General features: G+C 70.9%; 19 protein-coding genes. 9 read left to right on the plus strand and 10 right to left on the minus strand.

What is annotated here, in order from left to right:
• Positions 1–2 precede the first annotated feature (2 nt).
• From AB0C28_RS05580 to AB0C28_RS05600, 5 genes are all read right to left on the minus strand, one after another.
• A complete protein-coding gene (locus AB0C28_RS05580; protein WP_357840828.1) occupies positions 3–908 on the minus strand; it encodes an ABC transporter permease in 906 nt (301 codons plus the stop codon).
• Positions 905–1,912 (minus strand): ABC transporter permease, encoded by a 1,008-nt coding sequence (locus AB0C28_RS05585; RefSeq protein ID WP_358073195.1) that lies wholly within the window; start codon positions 1,910–1,912, stop codon positions 905–907. The genes AB0C28_RS05580 and AB0C28_RS05585 overlap by 4 nt, the downstream gene beginning before the upstream one ends.
• A 3-nt stretch (positions 1,913–1,915) precedes the next feature.
• Positions 1,916–3,748 (minus strand): ABC transporter substrate-binding protein, encoded by a 1,833-nt coding sequence (locus AB0C28_RS05590; protein ID WP_358073196.1) that lies wholly within the window; start codon positions 3,746–3,748, stop codon positions 1,916–1,918.
• 145 nt (positions 3,749–3,893) lie between these two features.
• On the minus strand, positions 3,894–4,871 hold the full coding sequence (locus tag AB0C28_RS05595; RefSeq protein WP_358073197.1) for a zinc-dependent alcohol dehydrogenase family protein: 978 nt from the start codon (positions 4,869–4,871) through the stop codon (positions 3,894–3,896).
• 1 nt (position 4,872) lies between these two features.
• Complete coding sequence (locus AB0C28_RS05600) at positions 4,873–6,060, minus strand: M20 family metallopeptidase (RefSeq protein ID WP_357840840.1); 1,188 nt, start codon at positions 6,058–6,060, stop codon at positions 4,873–4,875.
• Between the two features lie 53 nt (positions 6,061–6,113).
• Here AB0C28_RS05600 and AB0C28_RS05605 point away from each other — a divergent pair, with 53 nt between their 5' ends.
• Positions 6,114–6,902: an HAD-IIA family hydrolase gene (locus AB0C28_RS05605; RefSeq protein ID WP_357840843.1), complete on the plus strand. Its 789-nt coding sequence runs from the start codon at positions 6,114–6,116 to the stop codon at positions 6,900–6,902.
• A gap of 158 nt (positions 6,903–7,060) precedes the next feature.
• Entirely contained in the window at positions 7,061–7,465 is a 405-nt protein-coding gene (locus tag AB0C28_RS05610; protein ID WP_357840846.1) for a hypothetical protein, read from the plus strand.
• 31 nt (positions 7,466–7,496) lie between these two features.
• On the opposite strand, the gene AB0C28_RS05615 is transcribed toward AB0C28_RS05610, so the two are convergent.
• The 3 genes from AB0C28_RS05615 to AB0C28_RS05625 all read right to left on the minus strand — a co-directional run bounded on the left by AB0C28_RS05615 (position 7,497) and on the right by AB0C28_RS05625 (position 11,336).
• Positions 7,497–8,096: an NAD(P)H-dependent oxidoreductase gene (locus tag AB0C28_RS05615; RefSeq protein WP_358073198.1), complete on the minus strand. Its 600-nt coding sequence runs from the start codon at positions 8,094–8,096 to the stop codon at positions 7,497–7,499.
• Positions 8,097–8,201: 105 nt separating this feature from the next.
• A complete protein-coding gene (locus tag AB0C28_RS05620; protein WP_358073199.1) occupies positions 8,202–10,292 on the minus strand; it encodes an AarF/UbiB family protein in 2,091 nt (696 codons plus the stop codon).
• A gap of 114 nt (positions 10,293–10,406) precedes the next feature.
• Positions 10,407–11,336 carry an acyl-ACP desaturase gene (locus AB0C28_RS05625; RefSeq protein WP_357840854.1) on the minus strand — a complete coding sequence of 310 codons (930 nt, stop codon included), beginning with the start codon at positions 11,334–11,336 and terminating at the stop codon, positions 10,407–10,409.
• Positions 11,337–11,413: 77 nt separating this feature from the next.
• Here AB0C28_RS05625 and AB0C28_RS05630 point away from each other — a divergent pair, with 77 nt between their 5' ends.
• On the plus strand, positions 11,414–11,854 hold the full coding sequence (locus tag AB0C28_RS05630; RefSeq protein WP_357840857.1) for an NUDIX hydrolase: 441 nt from the start codon (positions 11,414–11,416) through the stop codon (positions 11,852–11,854).
• Positions 11,855–11,858: 4 nt separating this feature from the next.
• Here the strand turns inward: AB0C28_RS05630 and arfB are convergent, their stop codons facing one another.
• Entirely contained in the window at positions 11,859–12,266 is a 408-nt protein-coding gene (gene arfB / locus AB0C28_RS05635; protein ID WP_357840860.1) for an alternative ribosome rescue aminoacyl-tRNA hydrolase ArfB, read from the minus strand.
• Positions 12,267–12,435: 169 nt separating this feature from the next.
• Between arfB and AB0C28_RS05640 the strand changes: the two genes are divergently transcribed.
• From AB0C28_RS05640 to AB0C28_RS05650, 3 genes are all read left to right on the plus strand, one after another.
• On the plus strand, positions 12,436–13,278 hold the full coding sequence (locus AB0C28_RS05640; RefSeq protein WP_357840863.1) for a hypothetical protein: 843 nt from the start codon (positions 12,436–12,438) through the stop codon (positions 13,276–13,278).
• Positions 13,275–13,874, plus strand: coding sequence for an HAD family phosphatase (locus tag AB0C28_RS05645; RefSeq protein ID WP_357840867.1), 600 nt, complete (start codon positions 13,275–13,277; stop codon positions 13,872–13,874). The genes AB0C28_RS05640 and AB0C28_RS05645 overlap by 4 nt, the downstream gene beginning before the upstream one ends.
• A gap of 112 nt (positions 13,875–13,986) precedes the next feature.
• Complete coding sequence (locus tag AB0C28_RS05650; protein WP_357840870.1) at positions 13,987–15,552, plus strand: alkaline phosphatase D family protein; 1,566 nt, start codon at positions 13,987–13,989, stop codon at positions 15,550–15,552.
• 202 nt (positions 15,553–15,754) lie between these two features.
• Here the strand turns inward: AB0C28_RS05650 and AB0C28_RS05655 are convergent, their stop codons facing one another.
• A complete protein-coding gene (locus AB0C28_RS05655) occupies positions 15,755–17,626 on the minus strand; it encodes an efflux RND transporter periplasmic adaptor subunit (RefSeq protein WP_358073200.1) in 1,872 nt (623 codons plus the stop codon).
• 145 nt (positions 17,627–17,771) lie between these two features.
• Here AB0C28_RS05655 and AB0C28_RS05660 point away from each other — a divergent pair, with 145 nt between their 5' ends.
• The 3 genes from AB0C28_RS05660 to AB0C28_RS05670 are packed head-to-tail and all read left to right on the plus strand — an operon-like array spanning position 17,772 to position 20,940.
• The gene (locus AB0C28_RS05660; RefSeq protein WP_358073201.1) at positions 17,772–18,917 is read left to right on the plus strand and encodes an HlyD family efflux transporter periplasmic adaptor subunit; all 1,146 of its coding nucleotides are present in this window, start codon (positions 17,772–17,774) and stop codon (positions 18,915–18,917) included.
• Complete coding sequence (locus AB0C28_RS05665) at positions 18,914–19,672, plus strand: ABC transporter ATP-binding protein (protein ID WP_358073202.1); 759 nt, start codon at positions 18,914–18,916, stop codon at positions 19,670–19,672. Before AB0C28_RS05660 ends, AB0C28_RS05665 begins: the two co-directional genes overlap by 4 nt.
• Positions 19,669–20,940 (plus strand): ABC transporter permease, encoded by a 1,272-nt coding sequence (locus AB0C28_RS05670; RefSeq protein WP_358073203.1) that lies wholly within the window; start codon positions 19,669–19,671, stop codon positions 20,938–20,940. The genes AB0C28_RS05665 and AB0C28_RS05670 overlap by 4 nt, the downstream gene beginning before the upstream one ends.
• The last annotated feature ends 9 nt before the right edge of the window (positions 20,941–20,949 follow it).

Consider the following 20,949-nt stretch of genomic DNA (forward strand, 5'->3'; position numbering starts at 1 on the left):
CGTTACTCCTCGCGCAGCCGGGGATTGAAGATCTCGTCCATGGCGTCGACCACGAGCACGATGCCGAGCGTGAGCAGCAGGATCGCCAGCAGCGGCGCCAGCAGGTAGCCGAGCGCGTTCGGTGTGATCATGGCGCCGGCCTGGAACACGGCCAGGTTGAGCATGACGCCCCAGTTGTCCGACTCGTACGGCAGCACGCCCAGGAAGAACAGGCCCACCTGGGAGTACACGGCGCCGGTCACCGAGATGAGCATGTTCATCGCGATGTACGGCGCCATGCTCGGCAGCAGCTCCTTGCCGATGATGTGCGTCGTGGACAGGCCCAGCCCGCGCGCCGCCTCGATGAAGCCGCGCTCACGCAGCGACAGCGTCTGGGAGCGCACCGCCCTGGCCACGCCGCCCCAGCCGAGCAGGCCCAGCACCAGGCCCATCTGCAGCGGGCTGCCGAACTGCCACACGGTGGCCAGCACCAGCAGCAGCGGCAGGCCGGGGATCGTCAGCTTCATGTCGGTGAACCGCATCAGCACGGTGTCCCAGCGGCCCCGCTTGAAGCCGGAGAACAGGCCGATCGAGGTGCCCACGACGACGGTGATGAGCGCCGTCACCGCGGCGGTGAGCAGCACGTAGCGCGAGCCGGTGATGACCAGCGCGAGCACGTCCCTGCCCTGCGGGTCGGTGCCGAACCAGTGCTCCCAGCTGGGCGCCTGCGTGATCGCGTTGGTGTCGGACGGCAGGTGCTCGGGCAGCACCATCGGCCCGACGACCCCCATGACGATGAAGCCCGCGATGATGACGACCCCGACCAGGCGGCTGGGCTTGCGCTTCATCACCCGCCAGACGCCGCGCCAGAAGTTGCGGCGCATCTCCGAGGCGGCCGAGCCGGTCTCCGGAATCAGCGTGGCACTCACGACGCCTCCTCTCCGCTGCGCACGCGCGGGTCGATGACCGTGTAGAACAGGTCGGCCACGATGTTGGCCAGGATGGTCCCGACGGTGATCAGCAGGAACGCCCCGCCCATCAGGGCGTAGTCGCGGTCGGTGACGCTGCTGATGAGCAACCAGCCGAGCCCCGGATAGTTGAAGATCTTCTCGATGAAGACCGCGCCGCCGAGCAGCAGGCCCAGCGACAGGGCGAGCATCGTGAACAGCGGCAGGATCGCGTTGCGCGCGATGTAGCGGAAGACGATCGAGCGCTTCACCCCGCGCAGCTCGGCGGCCAGGATGAAGTCGTCACCGAGCACGGTCACCACGCTCGACTTCATCGCCAGCACCCATCCGCCGTAGGCCGACAGCGCGTACGTGAGCACCGGCAGCACCGCGTGCTCGACCAGCGAGCCGATGTACGGGCCGTTGAAGCCGGGCTCGTACAGGATGTCCACCGATCCGTCGGCGGGCAGGATCGGGATGAGCGTCGCGAAGATCACCACCAGCAGCATCGCCAGCACGTACTGCGGGATGCCGTGCAGCAGCGAGCCGGAGATCGACAGGGCGTCGCCGAGCTTGCCGGTGCGCTTGATGGCGGCGTACACGCCGAAGATGATCCCGACCAGGAAGCTCAGCAGCGTGCCCACCAGCACCGGCACGACGGTCCACTTGGCCGCGTCGGTCAGCACGTCGAGCACGGGAGTCCCCGGCCTGGTCACCGAGACGCCGAGGTCGAGGTGGAGCAGGCCGGTGATGTAGTCGGAGTACTGCTGCCAGAGGGTGCCGGTGGGCTGGAAGCCGTACAGCACCTTCACGGCCTGCCTGGCCGCCTCCGGCGCCATCCCCTGCTCGATCAGCTTCTCGTAGCGGGCGGCCATGGGGTCGCCGGGGATGTTGTTGACGATGAAGAAACTGATCGTCGCGACGACCAGGATCATGACGAACCCGCGGGCCAGGTGGCCCGCGAGTCGCCGCGCGATGAGCGTCATAGGCTACTGCTTCGCCTTGATCAGACCTTGCTGGATCCACACGCCGGAGGGCAGGACGCCGGTGCCCATACGCAGGACCTCGTCGTCGTGGGGCCAGCCGGTGAAACGGTTGTTGTTGACGAACTGGGTGTTGATGTAGTCCCAGAGCTGGATGACGGGCAGGTCCTGGTTGGCCGCCTTGGCCAGCTTGGCCATGATCGGCTTGGCGGCCTGCTCGTCGGCCGAGTTCAGCTGGCCGGTCAGCTCACCGGGGTTGATCTTCTCGCCGTCGACCTCGATCTCCTCGGGGCCGCCCATCCAGTTGCCGTTCTTGCCCGCCGCTGCGTGCGTGACCTTGCCGGCGACGTTGGTCCAGCCGTTGGAGGCGCCGTAGAGGCGCTGGAAGATGTCGTACGGCGCGGGGCCGAGCGCCATCAGCCAGAAGCCGGCGTCGTACTTGCCGGCGGCCAGTTCCTCCAGGTAAAGCGGGTAGTCGGCGGTCGTCACGACCTCGGCGTCCACGCCGGCCTTGATGAGCTGGCTCTTGATGTTCTCCTGGGCCGAGAGCCAGTCGGAGAACCCGGACGGCGCGTGCATGGACACCTTCCACGGCTTGCCGTCGGCGAGCGTCCACTTGCCGTCCTTCTTGACCAGGCCGGCCTCCTTGAACTCGGTCTCGGCCTTGGCCACGTCCGGCTTGTACTGCTCAAGCTGCGGGACGGTCTCGGGGATCCACGCCTGCGCGGCCTTCTGGTGGATGCCGCTCGTCGTCGCGGCGGGCGTGCCGCCCTCGGGCGAGGCGACCTTGGTGACCTGGTCACGGTCGATCAGGTAGGCCAGGCCCCTGCGCACGTGCACGTTGTCGTACGGCTTCTTCGTCTGGTTGAAGGCCATGCCGACGGCGACGGGGGAGTAGCCCTTGATGACCTCGTTGCCCGAGGCCGCCTTGATCCGGTTCATCACGTCCGTCGGGGCGGCGGTGAAGCCGGCGTGGTCGAGCTTGCCCTGGGTCAGGTAGTTCCAGATCTGCTCGTTGCCGGTGTAGTTGAGGAACTTCACCTGCGCCGGGGCGACGTTCGCGGCGTTGTAGAAGTACTTGTTCCTGACCAGCAGCGCCTCGGAGGGGTTGACCCGCTCCAGCACGAACGGGCCGGCGGAGACGTCCTTCGGCGGGGCGAAGGCGATGACCTTCTCGCCCAGGGCGGTGACCTCCTCGCGGGCCTTCTCGGCGTCGGCGCCCTCACCGCGGGCGGCCTTCAGCTTGTCCCAGAAGTCCGCGGGGAGCACGCTGCTCCACACGTGCGAGGGCAGGACGGTGGTGTCGAGCACGCCGCGGGCGAACTTGGGGCTCGGGTTGGCCATGTCCTGGGTGATCTTCACGGTCTGCGGGTCGACGACCTCGACCTCGGCCGCCGCGCCGGCGGCGCCGGGCGTGACCGAGAAGGCCGTGCTGCCCTGCGTGTAGGCGATGCCGATGGACATCTTGACGTCCTCGGCGGTGACCGGCTTGCCGTCCGACCACTTCGCGTTCGGCTGCAGCTTGAGGGTGATGGCCGAATTGTCCGGCGCGATCTCCCAGCTGGCCGCCAGACCTGGCAAAGCCTTGTTCGGGTCGGTCAGGTGGTTGACGACCCAGCCCAGCTTCATGGAGCTGTAGCCGGGGAAGGAATTGCCCTTCGGGTTGTACGGGTTGGCCGGGGCCGACGCCTCAAGCCCTGGCCGGTTCACGTCGATCGTGGTGAAGAGTCCGCCTCCACCGCCGCCCGAGCCGCCGGACTTGTTGGTCGTACCGCCGCTGCACGCCGCTGTCGCGGTGGCAAGGCCCAGCAACGCCACTACCGCTGCCAGTCGCTTCATTTGCCGCTCCGGGGGATGTCTCTAGGGATTGACCGGACATTACGATCGCGTCGAACCAGCGTCAATAATCTCCAGTGGTTGTGAGGCTAATGTAACTTTCCTTCATGAGTGTACGAAGTGGTGCTAAGCGCCATCAAGCATTCGGTCAGGTCTTTACCAGGACGGCCGCGCCGTTGACCTGGTCCGCGGCCAGATCGGCCAGCGCCCGCCCGGCCTCCTCGAACGGATAGGCCGTCGTCGTCACTCGTGGCGGATGCGCCAGCGCGAGCTCCAGATACGCCCGCCCGTCGGCCCTGGTGTTGGCCGTCACGCTGCGCAGCGTCCGCTCCTGGAACAGGTGCCGCTCGTAGTTGAGCACCGGCACGTCGGTGAGATGGATGCCCGCCACGGCCAGAGTGCCGCCCCGGTCGAGCGCTTCGAGCGCCGGTGGTACCAGGGTACCCACGGGCGCGAACAGAATGGCCGCGTCGAGCGGCTCGGGCGGCCGGTCCCCTGCCGAGGCGGCGCCCAGGTCGAGGGCCAGCCGCCGGGAACCCTCCGACCTGCTCACCGCGTGCACGGTGGCGCCCTGCGCGATGGCCGCCTGCGCGGTCAGATGGGCCGAGGCCCCGAACCCGTAGATGCCCAGCCGCCCGCCGGCGGGCAGGTCGCAGCGCGCCAGCGCCCGGTAGCCGATGATCCCGGCACACAGCAGCGGGGCCAGCCACTCGGCGGGACGGTCGTCGGGCAGGGGATAGACGTAGTCGGCGGGCGCCACGAGATAGTCGGCGTAGCCGCCGTCGGCGTCCCACCCGGTGTAGGTGGAGTCGGGGCAGAGGTTCTCCATGCCCCGCAGGCAGTAGCGGCACCGGCCGCACGTCGAGCGCAGCCAGGCCACGCCCACCCGCGCGCCGATCGCCCCGGCCCCGCCCACGACGCGGCCCACCACCTGGTGCCCGGGGGTGGTCCTGGGCCGTCGCGGAGCCAGGTCGCCCTCGGCCAGGTGCAGGTCCGTACGGCACACGCCGCACGCCTCCACCTCCACCAGGACCTCACCGGGCCCCGGCTCGGGCACCTCCCGCTCGATCAGCGCCAGCGGCCCCGACGCCATCGGCCCCGGCCGCTCCACCACCCAGGCACGCATGTCAGGACAGCCTGGAGAAGGCCAGCGACGCGTACAGGGCGGCCCCGTCGGGCAGCACCGCGTCGTCGAACTGCGCCTCGGGCGAATGGTTGTACGGCGCCGTCGCCGGGTCCCTGCCGGGCGGGCAGGCCCCCAGGAACACGAACGCGCCCGGCACGTTCTCCAGCACGTACGAGAAGTCCTCCGACCCCATCACCGGCTGCGGCGAGACGAAGTAGCGGCCGGGACCGAACAGCTCGTCGGCCGTCGCGCCCACGAACGCGGCCTCGTCCTGGTCGTTCACCGTCACCGGGTAGCCCATCCCGAGCGCCGTCTCCACCTCCAGCCCGTGCGCCGCCGCCACGCCTCGCACGACCTCCTCCAGCCGCCGCTTGACCAGTGCCCGGTTCTCCTTGCTGAACGTGCGCACCGTGGCCTCGAACCTGGCCTCGTCGGGGATCACGTTGTCGGCCGACCCGCCGTGGAAGCTGCCCACCGTCACCACGACCGGGTCGAACACGTTGAACGTCCTGGTCACCATCGTCTGCATCGCGGTGACCATCTCGCAGCCCGCCTGGATCGGGTCCAGCGCCATGTGCGGGGTCGAACCGTGCCCGCCGCGCCCCTTCACCGTCACGGCGAACACGTCCGCCGCCGCCATGATCGGCCCCGGCCGCGACGCGAACAGCCCCGGCGGCAACATCGACGACACCACGTGCATGCCGTACGCCGCCACCGGCCGCGCCCCCGCCGCGTCCAACACGCCCTCGCCGATCATCTGCTTGGCGCCGTCGTGACCCTCCTCGCCCGGCTGGAACATGAAGATCACGTCACCGGCCAGCTCGTCGCGCCGCGCGCTCAGCAGGTGCGCCGCCCCCGCCAGCATCGCGGTGTGCAGGTCGTGCCCGCAGGCGTGCATCTGACCGGGCAATTGGGAGACGTAGGGCAGGTCGTTCTTCTCGGTTACGGGCAGGGCGTCCATGTCGCCCCGCAGCAGCACCGCGGGCCCCGGCCGGCCGCCTCTCAGCACGGCGGTGACGGAGCTGAGCGCCTTCCCCGTGCTGATCTCCAAGGGCAGCCCCTCCAGCGCCGCCAGCACCTTCTCCTGCGTACGCGGCAGGTGCAGGCCGAGCTCGGGGGTGGTGTGCAAGGAGTGCCTGAGCCGGACGAGCTCGTCCCGCATGTCCTGGGCGGATTCGATGAACGACATGAAGAACATTGTTCACGTGCCGGGCGGGAAGTCGATAAGGCGCGCTCGGTACCATGGGCCGCGTGACTGAGCGTAAGCGGATCGACTCCTGGTTGTCCGACATGGACGGCGTGCTCGTCCACGAGGGACGTCCTGTCCCGGGCGCGGACGAATTCATCAAACGACTCAGCGAGTCCGGCCGGAAGTTCCGGGTCCTGACCAACAACTCGATCTACACGCAGCGCGATCTGTCGGTCCGCCTGGCCGGCGCCGGCCTCGACGTGCCCGCCGAGTCCATCTGGACCTCCGCGCTGGCCACCGCCCAGTTCCTCGACGACCAGCGGGCGGGCGGCTCGGCGTACGTCATCGGCGAGGCCGGGCTGACCACGGCGCTGCACGAGGTCGGCTACATCCTGACCGACCTCGACCCCGACTACGTGGTGCTCGGCGAGACCCGCACCTACAGCTTCACCCAGATCACCCGCGCCATCCGCCTCATCGAGGGCGGCGCCCGCTTCATCGCCACCAACCCCGACCCCGTCGGCCCCTCCACCGAGGGCTCGCTGCCCGCCTGCGGCGCGGTCGCCGCGCTCATCACCAAGGCCACCGGCGTCGAGCCCTACTTCGTCGGCAAGCCCAACCCGCGCATGATGCGCAGCGCGCTCAACGAGATCGAGGCCCACAGCGAGACCACGGCCATGATCGGCGACCGCATGGACACCGACATCGTCTCCGGCATGGAGGCGGGCCTGTTCACCATCCTCGTCCTCACCGGGGTCACCCAGCGGCACGAGATCGACCGCTTCCCCTACCGCCCCTCCTTGGTCGTCGACTCCGTGGCCGATCTCATCGACCTGATCTGACCCCGCTGTCCGACCCCGCCGGGGGAAAATCCTCTACCTCGCTGAGATGGCGGGCGGACAGATCCTCACCCGCCGTTGTCCTCCGGGTGGCAGGGGTGCTCACAGGCTGCGACGATGTCCTGACAGCATCGGAGACGGCCGGCAAAGGGCGGGGTGACGTGGACGTACGGGCTGAGCTGCTCGACTTGAAACTTCGCGTCGAGGATCTCGAGACCACCATGGAGCACGGTGGCGATCTCGAACGGCAGGTGATTCTCCTGCACGAGATCGCCGAACGGTCCATGAAGCTGCAGGCGGGGCTCGCGACGATGCAGAGCCAGATCGACCAGGCCGTGGTGGAGTTCACCGAGGAGTTCGCCGCGATGGGCATCGAGGTCGAGAGCGTGCGGAGGGCGATGACAGAGCGCCCGGACCTCATCGAGGAACTGCGGGCCCAGCTCTCCATCGAGATCGACAAGTTCAGGAAGCAGTGGCGGCGCGAGTTCGACTTCCTGCGCTCCGAGGCGATGGACATGAACATCAAGCTCGACCGGCTGCTGAAACGCACGCCCTGGGACGCGTGACGGCCACGGGGGCGGTCCAGGGCGGTCCCGGCTAGAGCGACAGCGCCGGTTCCATGACGTCCGACGGGCACAGCCGCCGGATCACGGTGCGTACCTGGTCGCGCAGGTCGGGAGCGATCAGCTGGCCGTCGTCGCCGAAGAGCGGCCAGGCGGGTGAGATCACCAGCTCGGCCCCGCTCACGACGGCGCCCGCCCCCAGCAGGTGCTTGTAGAGCTCCGCCTGCGCCCACATGGCCCCGCAGGCGCGCGCGCTCGCGCTCATCACCGCCACGTGCTTGCCCGACAGCCCGTCCCTGGCCGACATCCAGTCCAGCGTGTACGTCAGCTCCAGCGGCAGCAGGCTGTGCTCGGGAGCGGTCAGCAGCACCCCGTCACCGTCCGCGACCAGGGTGAGCAGCTCGCGTGCCGCGGCCGGCACCGGCCCGCTCCGGTACGGCGGGATCTCCTCCAGCCCGCGCCACACGTCGAACCCGACACTGTCCGGCAGTTCACCGCCCGCTGCGTCCAACAATCTGGTGATGAATGACCCCGTGTGGAGACTGGCGGCGATCCCGATGATTTTCACCCACTGCTCCCAAGGGGTTCCGGTGTTACCGAGAACCTGCCCGATGCCTCGGATGTCCAAGACCACGGCCGGGTCAAGAGGCGCACAGTCTTTGCCGTACGTGGGGACACGCTGGTAGATCCGCCTACCGGGCGCCCTCGGGATCGCCTGCCGGGGCTCCTGGGGAAGCGCCTACCGGGCGCCGCTGCGTTCGTCGGAGGCGCGGGGGCGGCGGAAGACGAGCGCCAGCACCCGCAGCCCTAGAATCGCCGAGATCACCAGCAGGTTGTAGCCGATGAGGTGGAGCAGGCTCGTCGTGCCCACCAGCGGGGTCCCGCCCTCGGTGCCGAGGAGGATGACCGCCATCAGCCCGGCCGTGGCGCCCAGCACCGTGAGCAGCACCTGGTGCAGCAGCCCCGTCACGAAGCGGCGGTCGCGCTCGTCGGCCAGCAGTCGCACGTTGACGGTGAAGCGGCCGTGCTCGGCGGCACTGGCGATCCGCTCGACCCGGCGCGGCAGGCGGCGCAGCATCGGCACCAGCGCGGTCAGCTCCTGGGTGAGCGACTCCTTGATCGTCTCGGGGGTGATCTGCTCGCTGAGATGGCGGCCGGCGAACGCGCGGGCCTCGCCGATCAGGTTGAAGCCGGGCGACAGGCGCACCAGCGTGCCCTCCAGCGTGGCCAGCGCGCGGAAGACGGCGGCCACCTCGGGCGGGATCGACAGGCCGTATTCCGAGACGATCGTGAACAGGTCGGTGAACATCCGCGCGCTGTCCATGCCGGGGCTCAGGTGCCTGGCCATGAACTGGCCGAGGGCTCGTTCGAGCGCGGGCTCGTCGATCTCCTCCGGTCTCGGCACCACCTCCAGCAGCGCGTCCGTGACGCCCAGCGGGTCCTGGCGGTTCATGGCGAGCAGGAAGCGCTGGAGCGCCGAGCGTACGGAGGCGTCGAGCCGGCCGACCGAGCCGAAGTCGAGCAGGCCCAGCGTGCCGTCGTCGAGCAGCATGAGGTTGCCCGGGTGCGGGTCGGCGTGGAAGACGCCTTCGACGAGGATCTGCCGCAGCAGGCAGTCGAGCAGGTCGCGGGCCAGGCGCGGCCCTTCTTCCTGGTTCGCCGTGGTGATCGGCCGGCCCGACAGGCGCTCCATGACCAGCACCCGCTCCGAGCACATGGAACCGACCGGCGCGGGGTAGGCGACGGCCGTCCCGCCGCCTCTGGAGCCGCTCAGGAGACCGCCTGAGCCGGCTGGGCTCTCAGCGTGGCCGGGGGAGGTCCCGGCGTGGCCGGCGGCGCTCTCGGTGGTCTCGGCGGCGCGTGGGGTACCGCGGGAGGCGGAGACGGCGGCCATGTTCGCGGCCTCGACCCGGAAGTCCAGCTCCTCCCTGATCGCCGTGGCGAACCCTTCGGCCAGGTCGCGCAGGCCGAGCGAGCGCCCCCATCGGGTCCTGCTCTCCAGCGTGGCGGCCAGCCGCCGGACGATCTCCAGGTCCTTGCCGACGACCGCCTCGATGCCGGGCCGCTGCACCTTGACCACGACGTCCGCGCCGGAGCGCAGCCGGGCCGCGTGCACCTGCCCGATCGAGGCGGCGGCCAGCGGCGTCCGGTCGAACGCGGCGAACACCTCGTCCACCGGCCCGCCCAGCTCCGCGCGCAGCACCGGCTCGATCTGCTCCCACGGGGCCGGGGCGACCTGGTCCTGCAGCCGTCCGAGCTCCTCGACGAACTCGGCGGGCAGCAGGTCACGCCGGGTCGACAGCACCTGCCCGAGCTTGACAAACGTCACCCCGCCGTCGTCGAGCGCGGCACGCAGCGACGCGGCCAGGCGCAGCTTGCCCGACCGGTCGTCCAGCCGCTCGCCCCGCCCCCGAAGGTAGGGGCCGAGGCCGTGCCTGACGGCGATCCTGGTGATCTGGGAGTAGCGCCGGCCCCGCGACAGCCGGCCGCGTACGGACCTGGCCAGCTCCAGCGGCCCCGGCAGCGAGCCGGGCGGCACCAGCGCCTCGGCCACCACCAGCACCGTCATCGGGATCAGCACCATGCACATGAGGACCAGCAGGAGCAGCCCCAGGGCGGCCGCGTCGGGCGGCTGCCCGCCGTCCATCGGGCCGATCGTGCTCAGGATCGGCTCCAGCACCGGCTGCGCGAGCACGAACGCGAGCAGCGTGGCCAGGAACGTGCGCAGCGCGCCGAACCTGACATCCAGCAGCCGCTGCGTCGCGACCGCGAGCAGCATGATGGTCAGCAGTGTGGCGATCCCGACGACCACCGCGGTGGGAAAGTCCATGGGCCAGGATCCTCCCACGCCGACACGACTGTCCGGTCGTGTTCCGTGTCAGGGAGAATCGACCGGCTCGTACCGGTATCGCCGGGCGAGGGCGCGCACGCCCGGCGTGTTCGGCTAGCCCCGGGCGGCGGCGCGGGCGCGGCGCTCCTCGCGGCGCTCGACGAACCTGGCGGCGGTGTCCTCGGTCCTGGCCAGGAACGAGGACAGCTCCTCGCGCGCCTTCTCGCCCTCGGCGTCGAGGCCGGTCTTGTCGAACACCGCCCACTGGCGCAGGACCGGCATGAGCACGTCGTCGAGGTGCAGCCGCAGGTCGTAGATGCCCTCGTTGGCGATGATCAGGGCCTTGCGGGCGAACCCGTCCATGCCCTGGCCGGGCATCTGGAAGGTGGTGACCACGTCGGTCACCGCGCGCATCGTCTGGTTGGGGTCGAGCTCGAAGGCCGCCTTGAGCAGGTTGCGGTAGAAGAGCATGTGCAGGTTCTCGTCGGCGGCGATCCTGGCCAGCAGCCGCTCGCAGCCCTCGTCGCCGGAGGCCCGGCCGGTGTTGCGGTGCGCGATGCGGGTGGCGAGCTCCTGGAAGGAGACGTACGCCAGCTGCTGCAGCATCGTGTTGTACTCGGTGACGAACCCGCTCTCCATGTGCGCCATGCGCGCCCGCTCCAGCGCCACGGGGTCGACGGCGCGGGTGACGGTGAGGTAGTCGCGGATGGCGGTGCCGTGGCGGTCCTCCTCGGCCGTCCAGCGGTGCACCCACGTGCCCCAGGCGCCGTCACGGCCGAAGGTCGTGGCGATCTCGTGGTGATAGCTGGGCAGGTTGTCCTCGGTGAGGAGGTTGACGATGAGCGACACGCGGGCCGCTTCCGGGATCTTGGAGTCGGCGTCCTGCCACGCCTCGCCGCCGTAGATGCCGTCGAAGTCGCGGCCCTGGCTCCACGGGACGTACTCGTGCGGGAACCACTCCTTGGCCATCTTCTCGTGCCGGTCGAGCTCTCCCGCGACCACGGGTTCGAGTTCGTGGAGGAGTTCCGTCTGAGTCATCGCCATCTATGATCTTCTCCTTCAGGTTACGGTACCGTAGGTTAGGCTACCCGAAGGACATACCGGTCAAATAGGGTGGATGTATGCGACCTAGTGTCCGTGGTGTCCTGCTCGATCATGACGAGCGGCTGGTCCTGTTCCGGCGGACGGTGCCGGGGCGCCCGCTCTACTGGACCGTGCCCGGCGGGCACGTCGAGCCCGAGGACGGCTCGCTGGAGGACACCCTGCACCGGGAACTGCTGGAAGAGCTCGGCGCGACGGTGTACGCGGTGACGCCTCTGGTCAGCGTGTCGTACCCGTGGCGGGGAGAGGTCAAGACGCAGCACGTTTTCGGTTGCCGGCTCAAGACGATGGACCCGGAGCTGCGGCACGGGCCGGAGTTCGAGGACCCGGCGTACGGGCTGTACGAGGTGGAGCACGTTCCCCTGGCCCGCTCGGAGCTGCACGCCAGGAATCTGATCCCGCAGGCCGTGGCGGGCTATCTCGCCGCTCTCGTCACCCGCCTGCCCCGCCTCATCCCCTGAAAGCTCAGGGGTCGCGGCGCAGGCGCTTGACGTCGGAGCGGTGCTTCTTGGACTTGATCCGCCGCTCGACGGCGCCCCTGCTGGGCTTGGTGGCCCGGCGGCGCTTGGGCGGCGGGGCCACGGCCTCGCGCAGCCGCTGCGCCAGGCGGTGCCGGGCGGCCTCCCGGTTGCGCAGCTGGGAGCGGTATTCGGAGGCGGCGATCGTGATCGTGCCGGAGCCCAGCCGCTCGATCGCCCGCGCCTTGAGCGCCGGGGGCAGCGCGGTCGTCGCGGCCACGTCGAAGGTCAGCTCCACCCGGCTGTCGGTGGTGTTGACGCCCTGGCCGCCCGGACCTGAGGAACGGGAGAAGCGCCAGACGAGCTCGATGTCGGGGATGACGATCGAGTCGTTGACGACCAGCGGGCCGGGCATGGGTGGAGCTCCTGTTCGCGTAACGAGCGTTCTGCAGTGACATGTCACCGTATCGGGACGGCCTATGCCGCCCCCAGTGGTTTTCTCCCGCCGGAACCTGGTTGACGGCCGGGTGCAAGCGGCGTATGCCAATATCGCGCGAGAGGATCACGGGGTTGGGGAGGCGCGGATGACGGTCATCGTCGGCGTTCACGGGATCGGCAAGTACAACTATTACCTCCAGGCCGGCCGGTCCGCCACGGGCGCGGCCGAGGTGATGCGGCGCAAGTGGGACCGCTACCTGCACGCCGCGCTCGGCGGGGAGGCGCGGGCGTACTTCGCCGAGATCGCCTACTTCTCCCACCTGCTGCACGACGGTGAGGACGGCCCCGTCGACGGGGCGGACACGGCGGTGCCGCGCCGGGCGGCCGCCGCCATGGAGCTGCAGGCCCAGCAGGTGGTCATCGGCTGGGCGCGCAACCTCGGCGTGGGCGAGCACGTCACCGGCGTGCTCAAGTCGGCCACCGGCTGGCTGCTGGACCGGCTGGACGGCAGGTCGGCGGCGTTCGCCAAGCTGTTCGCGCCGGAGGTCGCCGCCTACCTCACCGACGCGGCCAAGCGGGAGAAGTCCCGGAAGGCCGTGGCCGAGGTCATCCGGCGAAACCGGCCCAAGGTGGTCATCGCCCACTCGCTCGGCAGCGTGGTGACGTACGAGGCCCTGTGGGCGAACCCCGACCTCAAGGTCGACCTGCTCATCACCCTCGGCAGCCCGCTGGGCATGCGCAACGTCGTCTTCGAGCGCCTCCTGCCCGCCCCCGTCAACGGCCGCGGCGAGCGGCCCCGAGGGGTCGGGCGCTGGGTGAACATCGCCGACAAGGACGACATCGCGGCCATCCCGCCCGCCCTGGCCGCCAGCTTCACCGGCGTGGACGTCGAAGAGCTGGTCAACCTCGACTGGATCGACTTCCACACCGCCGAGAAATACCTAGGCTGCCCGGCGCTCGACCCGTATCTGCGACCATTCGTGGCATGACGTGGATTGTCTTCGACTACGGCGGTGTCCTGTCCCTGCCCCAGCCCGAGTCCGACGCCGACGCGATGGCGCGGGCCGTGGGCGCCGAGCCGGGCCCGTTCAAGCTCGGCTACTGGGAGCACCGCCTGGAGTTCGACCGGGGCGGCCTGAGCCCGCACGCTTACTGGTCGGCCGTCCTGGGCAGGCCCGCCACCACGACCGAGGTCGCCCGGCTGGTCGCCAGGGACGTGGCGAGCTGGGCCTACCCAGACGAGGGCACGGTCGCGCTGCTCGACGACCTGCTCGCGGCCGGCCGCGACGTGGCGCTGCTGTCGAACGCGCCGATCTGCGTCGGTGACGGCCTCGACGAGCTGCCCTGGATCGCCGCGATCGGGCACCGCTTCTACAGCGGCAGGATGGGGCTGGTCAAGCCCGACCGGGCGATCTACGACCGGCTGGCCGCCGGACTCGGGGCCGATCCGTCCGAGATCGTCTTCATCGACGACCGGGAGGAGAACGTCGAAGGCGCGCGGCGGGCGGGCATGACCGGCGTGCACTTCACCGACGCCACCGCCCTGCGCGCCGCACTCCCCGACGTGCCGGGCCCCGTCCACTGATCTTTGTCCTGCTCTGTCCATTTTGCGGATGGAACGACCGGACCGATGCTGTTCACCCACGCTTGACTCCGTTGTCACGGCGGAGTCAGCGCGGGCGGCGATACCTGATGACGTGGACCGCAGAGCCTTCCTGACAGCGGCGACAGCCGGCCTCCTCCTCCCGCAGCCCGCCGCTCCGGCGGCGGCCGCCGCGGCCTCCTCGTCCAGGACACTCAGATCCGACCCGTTCACGCTCGGCGTGGCCTCGGGCGACCCCTCGGCCGACGGCTTCGTCCTGTGGACCAGGCTCGCCACCGACCCGATGAGCGGGGACGGCCGCGGCGGCATGCCCTCCCGCGACGTCGAGGTGGACTGGCAGGTCGCCACCGACGAGCGCTTCTCCAAGATCGTCGAATCCGGTACGGCCACCGCCAGGGCGCGCGACGCCCACAGCGTCCACGTGGAGCTGAAGGGGCTGCGGCCGGGGCGCGACTACTTCTACCGGTTCAGAAGCCAGGGCCGCCTCTCACCGGCCGGCCGCACCAGGACGACGCCGGTGGGGGAGACTCCGCTCACGTTCGCCGTGGCCGCGTGCGCGCACTACGAGCACGGCTACTACACCGCCTACCGCCGCCTGGCCGAGCAGGAGCCCGACCTGGTGGTCTTCCTCGGCGACTACATGTACGAGTACGGCCCCAGCGGCTACACCGCCCTGGCCGGCCGCGTCCGCACCCACAGCCCCGGCAAGTGCCGCACGCTCGCCGACTATCGGCTGCGGCACGCCCAGTACAAGAGCGACCCCGACCTCCAGGCCGCGCACGCGGTGGCGCCGTGGCTGGTGTCGTTCGACGACCACGAGGTGGAGAACAACTGGGCCGGGCCCGTCTCCAGCACCGGCGCCCAGGGGTTCGAGCAGCGCCGGGCGCAGGCGTTCCGTGCGTACTACGAGAACATGCCGCTGCGAAAGGGCAGCCTCCAGGGCGCGGTGCTCCGTGTGAACCGGCGCGTCTCCTGGGGCACGCTGGCCCGCTTCCACCTGCTCGACACCCGGCAGTTCCGCGACGACCAGGCCTGCCTCGACGGCGTGCGGGCGGGCTGCGACGAACGGCTCTCCGACGGGCGCACACTCCTCGGCGCCGGCCAGTGGCGCTGGCTGGAGAGCGGCCTCAACGGCTCCACCACCCGCTGGAACCTGCTCGGTCAGCAGATCCTGATGGCGCAGCGGGACTTCAAGGTCGGGCCCGGGCGCGAGGTGAACCTCGACTCCTGGGACGGCTACGCGGCCGAACGCACCCGGCTGCTGGGCTCGCTGGCGCGTACCCCCAACCCGGTGGTGCTGACCGGGGACGCGCACATGCACCACCTGGCCGAGCTCAAGCCCGACTTCGACGACCCGGACTCGCCGGTGGTGGCCAGGGAACTGGTGGCGTCGTCGATCGCGAGCGACGGGGACGGGTACCGGGACCGGACGTGGATCTCGGAGGCACTTCAGGAGAATCCGCACATCTCGTACATCGATCAGCGGCGCGGGTATCTGATGGCGCGGCTGACCCAGGACGAGTTGTCGGTGGATTTCAGGACCCTGGATTACATCTCCCGCAGGGGCGCCCGTGCCAAGACGTCCCACCGGATCACGATCCCGTCCACCAGTGACACCACCGCCGCCGCGGCCCAGGCCGCCCCACCCCGCACGGGCTGAACGTCGGCTGGGAGGATGCTGAGGGTTTGCTCAACCGCTTCCGAGACCCTCCGAGGCCCTTCCGAGGTTCTTCCTGGCCCTTGGCGGGCGCTTCGGGGATGTGGTGAGGCCCGGCCGGACTCCGGATGGCAGGTGGGGCGGAGTCCGGCCGGGAGAGAGGCCGGCCCGGGCGGGCGGGTGGTCGCCGTCCGGACCGGCCGGTTCATGCGCCGGGCCAGCTCCCGTCGGGGAACTCGCCCGGCGTGCCGCCCGACAGGACCACCTGGTCGCTCTCGCCCAGGCCCGAGACGACCTCCACGTACTGGTCGCCGCGCACCCCGGTCCGCACCACCCTGGACGCGTCCCGCCCGCCGGACCGTACGGTGACCACCTGCGTGCCGTCGGAGCGGCTGCGCACCGCCGCGGCGGGGACGTAGATCGTGTCCCTGGCCTGGCCCGTCGTGATCGTCACCGACGCGGTCTGGCCGAGCATGAGCCCGGCCGGCGGCTCGTCGAAAGCGACCGTCACCGGGTAGCGGACGAGCCGGCCGTCGACGGTCGCGGTGGGCGCGATGGCCGTCACCGTCCCCTCGTGGCGCTCGTCACCGCGTGTGGCCAGCGTGACCACGGCCCGCTGGCCGAGCTTGAGCCGGCCCACGTCGGACTCGGTGACCATGGCCTGGACCTGCAGCTCGTCGAGGTCCCCAAGGCTGATGAAGGTGCCGGTGCCCGCCCGGTCGCCGGGTCCGCCCGCGACCGACAGGACCGTGCCCGCCGCCGGGGCCACGATCCTGGTCGCCCGTACGGCGTCGGCCGCCTGCTGGAGCGCGGCTTCGGCGCGCTCCACGTCCGCCGCTGCCTGCTCCGCACTGAGCCCGCCGGCAGCTTGCGACCCCACGCCGCCCTCACCACCGGTGGCGTCCTTAGCGTCAGCGCTGGTGGTGCCCTTGGTGCCGGTCTCCGTACCGCCTGTGCCAGTGCCGCCTGTGCCCGTGGTTCCTGCGGCCTTGGTGGTGCTGCCGGTTCCCGTGCCGGCGGTCCCGCCGCAGGAACCCTGGGAGGGGTGGCCGGTGCCGGAGGTCGGCTTGCCGCCGCCCGTGGGCTTGCCGCTCGCCGACGGCTTCGCGCCGCCTGTGGGCTTGCCGGTGGCCATGGGCTTCTTGGTGGACGGCTTGGCGCTGGTGGGCGTGCTGGTGGCGGGTCGGTCGGGTGGGGTGGCGGTCGTGGAGGGGTGGCTTCCTGGCTGCTCGATCCCGCCGGTGCCGCCGTCCGATGAGCCGCCGGTCGGCCTGGCGGTGACGGTCGCCGTCACGGTGGCCGTGACGGTCTCGGTCGCGGTCACGGTGACCGTCACCGTGGGCCGGGGCTCGGGCTCCGTGGGGCCGGACGTGGGCCTGGACGTCGGGGTGGACGTCGGGGTGGACGTCGGGGTGGACGTCGGCGTAGGGGTCGGCGTGCGCGTGGGTCGCGGGCTTCTGCCGCGTGCCTCGCCCGTACCAGGATCCGTCTTCTCCCCATAAGGCTCCTCGGGCCCGTAACCCCCGCTGCCGCCCCCCAACGCGGTGTCCACCAGCACTCCCGCCGGGCTGTCCGATGGGCTGTTCGTCGGGACGGGCGTCGCGCCCGTGGGGACCGGTGTCGCTCGGCCCGTGCTCGCGGGCGTCGAAGCCTTCTTCCCGGGGCCGGTCGTGGGCACGCAGGTCGCGGGGGCCCGGTCGCCGCCGCCAGTCGAGGGGGCGGACGCGGCCTCGTCCCTGGACTCCTCGGCCGCCGCCACATCGGCCTTGGCCGCCTCGTACGCCTCCCGCGCCGCCCGCCCGTCGATCCTGGCCAGCACCTGGCCCTTCTTCACCTTCGCCCCGACCTTCACGTACACCTTCGTCAGCGTCCCCGAAGAGCCGAACGCCAGGTCCCGGCGCGAGCCGTCCACGGTGTCACCCGCCGCGCTCACCGCGGCCGTGACCTGCCCGCGCTGGGCGGCGGCCAGCCGTACCTGGACGGCGGGCGGGGTGTCGTCGCGCAGAGCCAGTGCCAGGCCGGACCCGGCCACGAGCACGGCCAGGGCGAGCCCGCCCAGCGCGAAAGTCGGTCTCATGAGGGGACATCCTGGCCCAGCAGGATCGCGCCGAGCTGTCAGGACCCTCAGAGTTGCCTGAGTGCCCGCGCGGGACGCCGGCTTGTCAGCGAACGTTCAGGCTGCTCGCGGCTGCGGCGCAGCCTCGTGTGCAAGGGTCACCGCCGTGAAGGTGTCGATCAGGCGCAGAGCGCTGATTACCAACGGAGTGCTCACGGTGCTCCTCCTGGGCGGCGCCGGGCTCGCCTACGCCCAGCTCGGCGCGGGCCAGGCGTCGGGGGAGAGCGCCGTGCGGACGGTGACCGCCTCCCGCGGCTCGGTGACCGCCTCGGTGTCCGCCTCGGGCGCGGTCGAAAGCTCCCGGTCCAGGGCGCTCTCGTTCGGTACGAGCGGAACCGTGGCGAAGATCTACGTCAAGCCCGGCGACAAGGTGGCCAAGGACGACCTGCTCGCCAGGCTGGACGACACCGCCGCCCAGGAGAGCCTGTCGGCGGCCAAGGCCGCGTACGACAGCGCCCTCGACGACGGGACGGACACCGCCCGGCTCTACGCCGCCTTCGTCAAGGCCCGCAACGCCTACAGGGAGGCGCGACGCACGGTCGCAGCCACCGTGCTGAAGGCCCCGTTCAAGGGCACGATCACGGCGGTGAACGGCTCGGTCGGCGGCACGAGCGCAGGCTCAGGCGACGGTTCAGAATCAAACTCAGCATCGAGCTCGGGCTCCGGGTCAGGCGGTACGAGCTCAGGACAGGGCACGACGTCCGGCGGCGGTTTCGTCGAGCTGGCCGACACCACCAGGCTGCGCCTCGTGGGCACCTTCACCGAGTCGGACGTCGGCCGGCTCAAGCAGGGCCAGGAGGCCACGATCACGTTCGACGCGCTGCCCGGCGTGACGGCCGCGGGCAAGGTCACCCAGATTCAGCCCGTCGCCTCGACCAGCGACAACGTGGTGCGCTACCCGGTCACGGTCACGTTCGGCGAGGTCCCCGACCAGGTCAGGCTGGGCCAGACCGCCACCGTCGAGGTCGTGGTGGGCCGGGCCGACGACGTCGTCACCGTCCCCTCGACGGCGGTGTCCACCAGCGGCGGACGCAGCACGGTCACCGTGCTCCGCGACGGCCGTCAGAGCAGAGTCGCGGTCGAGGTCGGCGTGCGGGGCACGACGCTGACGGAGATCAGGTCGGGCGTGTCGGAAGGCGACCTGATCGTGCCCCCGGCGCCCGCGAACGGCACGACAGGCGGGCAGCGCCAGTTCGGCGGCGGTGCCGGGTTCCCCGGTGGCGGGGGCGTGCCGGGCGGAGGCAGGCGATGACCGTCCAGGAGGAGACCGCGCCCGTCCCCGTGCTGCGCGTACGCGACCTCGTCAAGGAGTACGGCGAGGGCGACGCCCGGGTGCGCGCCCTGCGCGGCGTCAGCCTGGACGTCGAGCGGGGCGACTACGTGGCCGTCATGGGCGCGTCCGGCTCGGGCAAGTCCACGCTGATGAACATCCTCGGCTGCCTCGACGTCCCGACCTCGGGCACGTACCTGATCGACGGCGCCGACGCGGGCCGCCTCGACGAGCACCAGCTCGCCGTCCTGCGCAACCGCAGAGTCGGCTTCGTCTTCCAGTCGTTCAACCTGATCCCCCGCATGAGCGCGCTGGCCAACGTCGAACTGCCCCTCGTGTACGGCGGCGTCGCCCTGGCCGCGCGGCGCGCGCGGGCCCTGGCCGCGCTGGAGCAGGTCGGCCTGGCCGACCGCGTGCACCACGAGCCGAACCAGCTCTCCGGCGGCCAGCAGCAGCGCGTCGCCGTGGCCAGAGCGCTGGTCACCGCCCCCGCGCTGCTGCTGGCCGACGAGCCGACCGGCAACCTCGACACCGCCTCCACCCGCGACGTCCTGGAGATCATGGACCGGCTCAGCGCGTCCGGCCGCACGATCGTGCTGATCACGCACGAGGACGACGTGGCCGCGCACGCCAAGCGGGTGATCAGGCTGGTGGACGGCGAGGTCGTCGAGGACCGCAGACAGGCGCCGGTGGACGGCCCGCCGCCGCGGCTGCCGCAGGGCGAGGGCGCCGCGTGAACCGGATCGAGATCCTCCGTTTCGCCCTGCGCGGCCTGCTGGCCAACAAGCTGCGCAGCGCGTTGACCACGCTCGGCATCCTCATCGGGGTGGCCGCGGTCATCATGCTGGTCGCCGTCGGCGAGGGTTCGTCACGCAGCATCCAGCAGAACATCCAGCGCCTCGGCGCGAACACGCTCACGATCTCCCCGTCCTTCTCGGGCGGCGGTGGTGGTGGCGGCGGTGGCGGAGGCGGCGGGGGCGTACGGGGGCCGGCCGACGGCGGGAACACCGGGCCGCGCACCCAGGCCAGGCAGCTCAGCCTCGCCGACGCCAAGGCGCTGACGGACAGGACGCTCGCCCCGTCGGTCAAGAGCGTCTCGCCGGTCGTCAACGCCCCCTCGGCCACCGCCGCGTACGGGGCCGCCAGTCACGCGATCGGGCAGTTCGTCGGCACGTACCCCAGCTACTTCGAGGCCGTGAACAAGCCCGTGGCCCAGGGCACCTACTTCTTCAACGACGACGTCCTGGCCGCCAGGAAGGTCGTGGTGCTCGGCCGGACCGTGGCCGAGGAGCTCTTCGGCGACGCCGACCCGATCGGCGGGCGGATCAGCGTGTCCGGGGTGCCGTTCACGGTGGTCGGCGTGCTGAAGGCGTCGGGCTCCACCGGCATGCAGGACGCCGACGACGTGGCCATCGCGCCGTTGCCGGCCGTACAGCAGAGTTTGAGCGGGTTCGGCCCGCTCGGCCAGATCGTCGTGCAGGCCACCGGAGCCGGCACCACCACGACGGCCCAGGCCGAGGTCACGGCTATCCTCAACCAACGACACGGCATCACGAACGACAATCCCGACTACCGCATACTCAACCAGGCCACGTTGCAGGAGACCGTCAGTGAGGCGACCGGCACCTTCACCGTGCTGCTCGGCGCCGTCGCCGCGATCTCGCTGCTGGTCGGCGGCATCGGCATCACGAACATCATGCTCGTGACGGTCACCGAGCGCACCCGCGAGATCGGCATCCGCAAGGCCATCGGGGCGCCCAGGAGCGCGATCCTGGGCCAGTTCCTGATGGAGGCCACGCTGCTGAGCCTGGTGGGCGGGCTGTCCGGGGTGCTGGTGGCGTTCGTCGGGACCAGGTTCAGCGTGGCCGGCATCGAGCCGGTCCTGGTGCCGTCGTCGGTCGTGCTGGCGCTGGGCGTCTCGTTGGGGATCGGGCTGTTCTTCGGCAGTTATCCCGCCAACCGGGCGGCCAAGCTCAGGCCGATCCAGGCCTTGCGCCACGAGTAAGGAGAAGGA

Source organism: Nonomuraea sp. NPDC048892 (genome assembly GCF_040649735.1).
In the GTDB taxonomy this organism is placed as follows: domain Bacteria; phylum Actinomycetota; class Actinomycetes; order Streptosporangiales; family Streptosporangiaceae; genus Nonomuraea; species Nonomuraea maheshkhaliensis.

Coding starts and splice junctions, on each gene's coding strand:
- AB0C28_RS05585 (WP_358073195.1), bottom strand. CDS start 1,912: ATGACGCTCATCGCGCGGCGACTCGCGGGCCACCTGGCCCGCGGGTTC.
- AB0C28_RS05590 (WP_358073196.1), bottom strand. CDS start 3,748: ATGAAGCGACTGGCAGCGGTAGTGGCGTTGCTGGGCCTTGCCACCGCG.
- AB0C28_RS05595 (WP_358073197.1), bottom strand. CDS start 4,871: ATGCGTGCCTGGGTGGTGGAGCGGCCGGGGCCGATGGCGTCGGGGCCG.
- AB0C28_RS05600 (WP_357840840.1), bottom strand. CDS start 6,060: ATGTCGTTCATCGAATCCGCCCAGGACATGCGGGACGAGCTCGTCCGG.
- AB0C28_RS05605 (WP_357840843.1), top strand. CDS start 6,114: ATGGGCCGCGTGACTGAGCGTAAGCGGATCGACTCCTGGTTGTCCGAC.
- AB0C28_RS05620 (WP_358073199.1), bottom strand. CDS start 10,292: ATGGACTTTCCCACCGCGGTGGTCGTCGGGATCGCCACACTGCTGACC.
- AB0C28_RS05625 (WP_357840854.1), bottom strand. CDS start 11,336: ATGGCGATGACTCAGACGGAACTCCTCCACGAACTCGAACCCGTGGTC.
- AB0C28_RS05630 (WP_357840857.1), top strand. CDS start 11,414: ATGCGACCTAGTGTCCGTGGTGTCCTGCTCGATCATGACGAGCGGCTG.
- arfB (WP_357840860.1), bottom strand. CDS start 12,266: ATGCCCGGCCCGCTGGTCGTCAACGACTCGATCGTCATCCCCGACATC.
- AB0C28_RS05640 (WP_357840863.1), top strand. CDS start 12,436: ATGACGGTCATCGTCGGCGTTCACGGGATCGGCAAGTACAACTATTAC.
- AB0C28_RS05645 (WP_357840867.1), top strand. CDS start 13,275: ATGACGTGGATTGTCTTCGACTACGGCGGTGTCCTGTCCCTGCCCCAG.
- AB0C28_RS05655 (WP_358073200.1), bottom strand. CDS start 17,626: ATGAGACCGACTTTCGCGCTGGGCGGGCTCGCCCTGGCCGTGCTCGTG.
- AB0C28_RS05665 (WP_358073202.1), top strand. CDS start 18,914: ATGACCGTCCAGGAGGAGACCGCGCCCGTCCCCGTGCTGCGCGTACGC.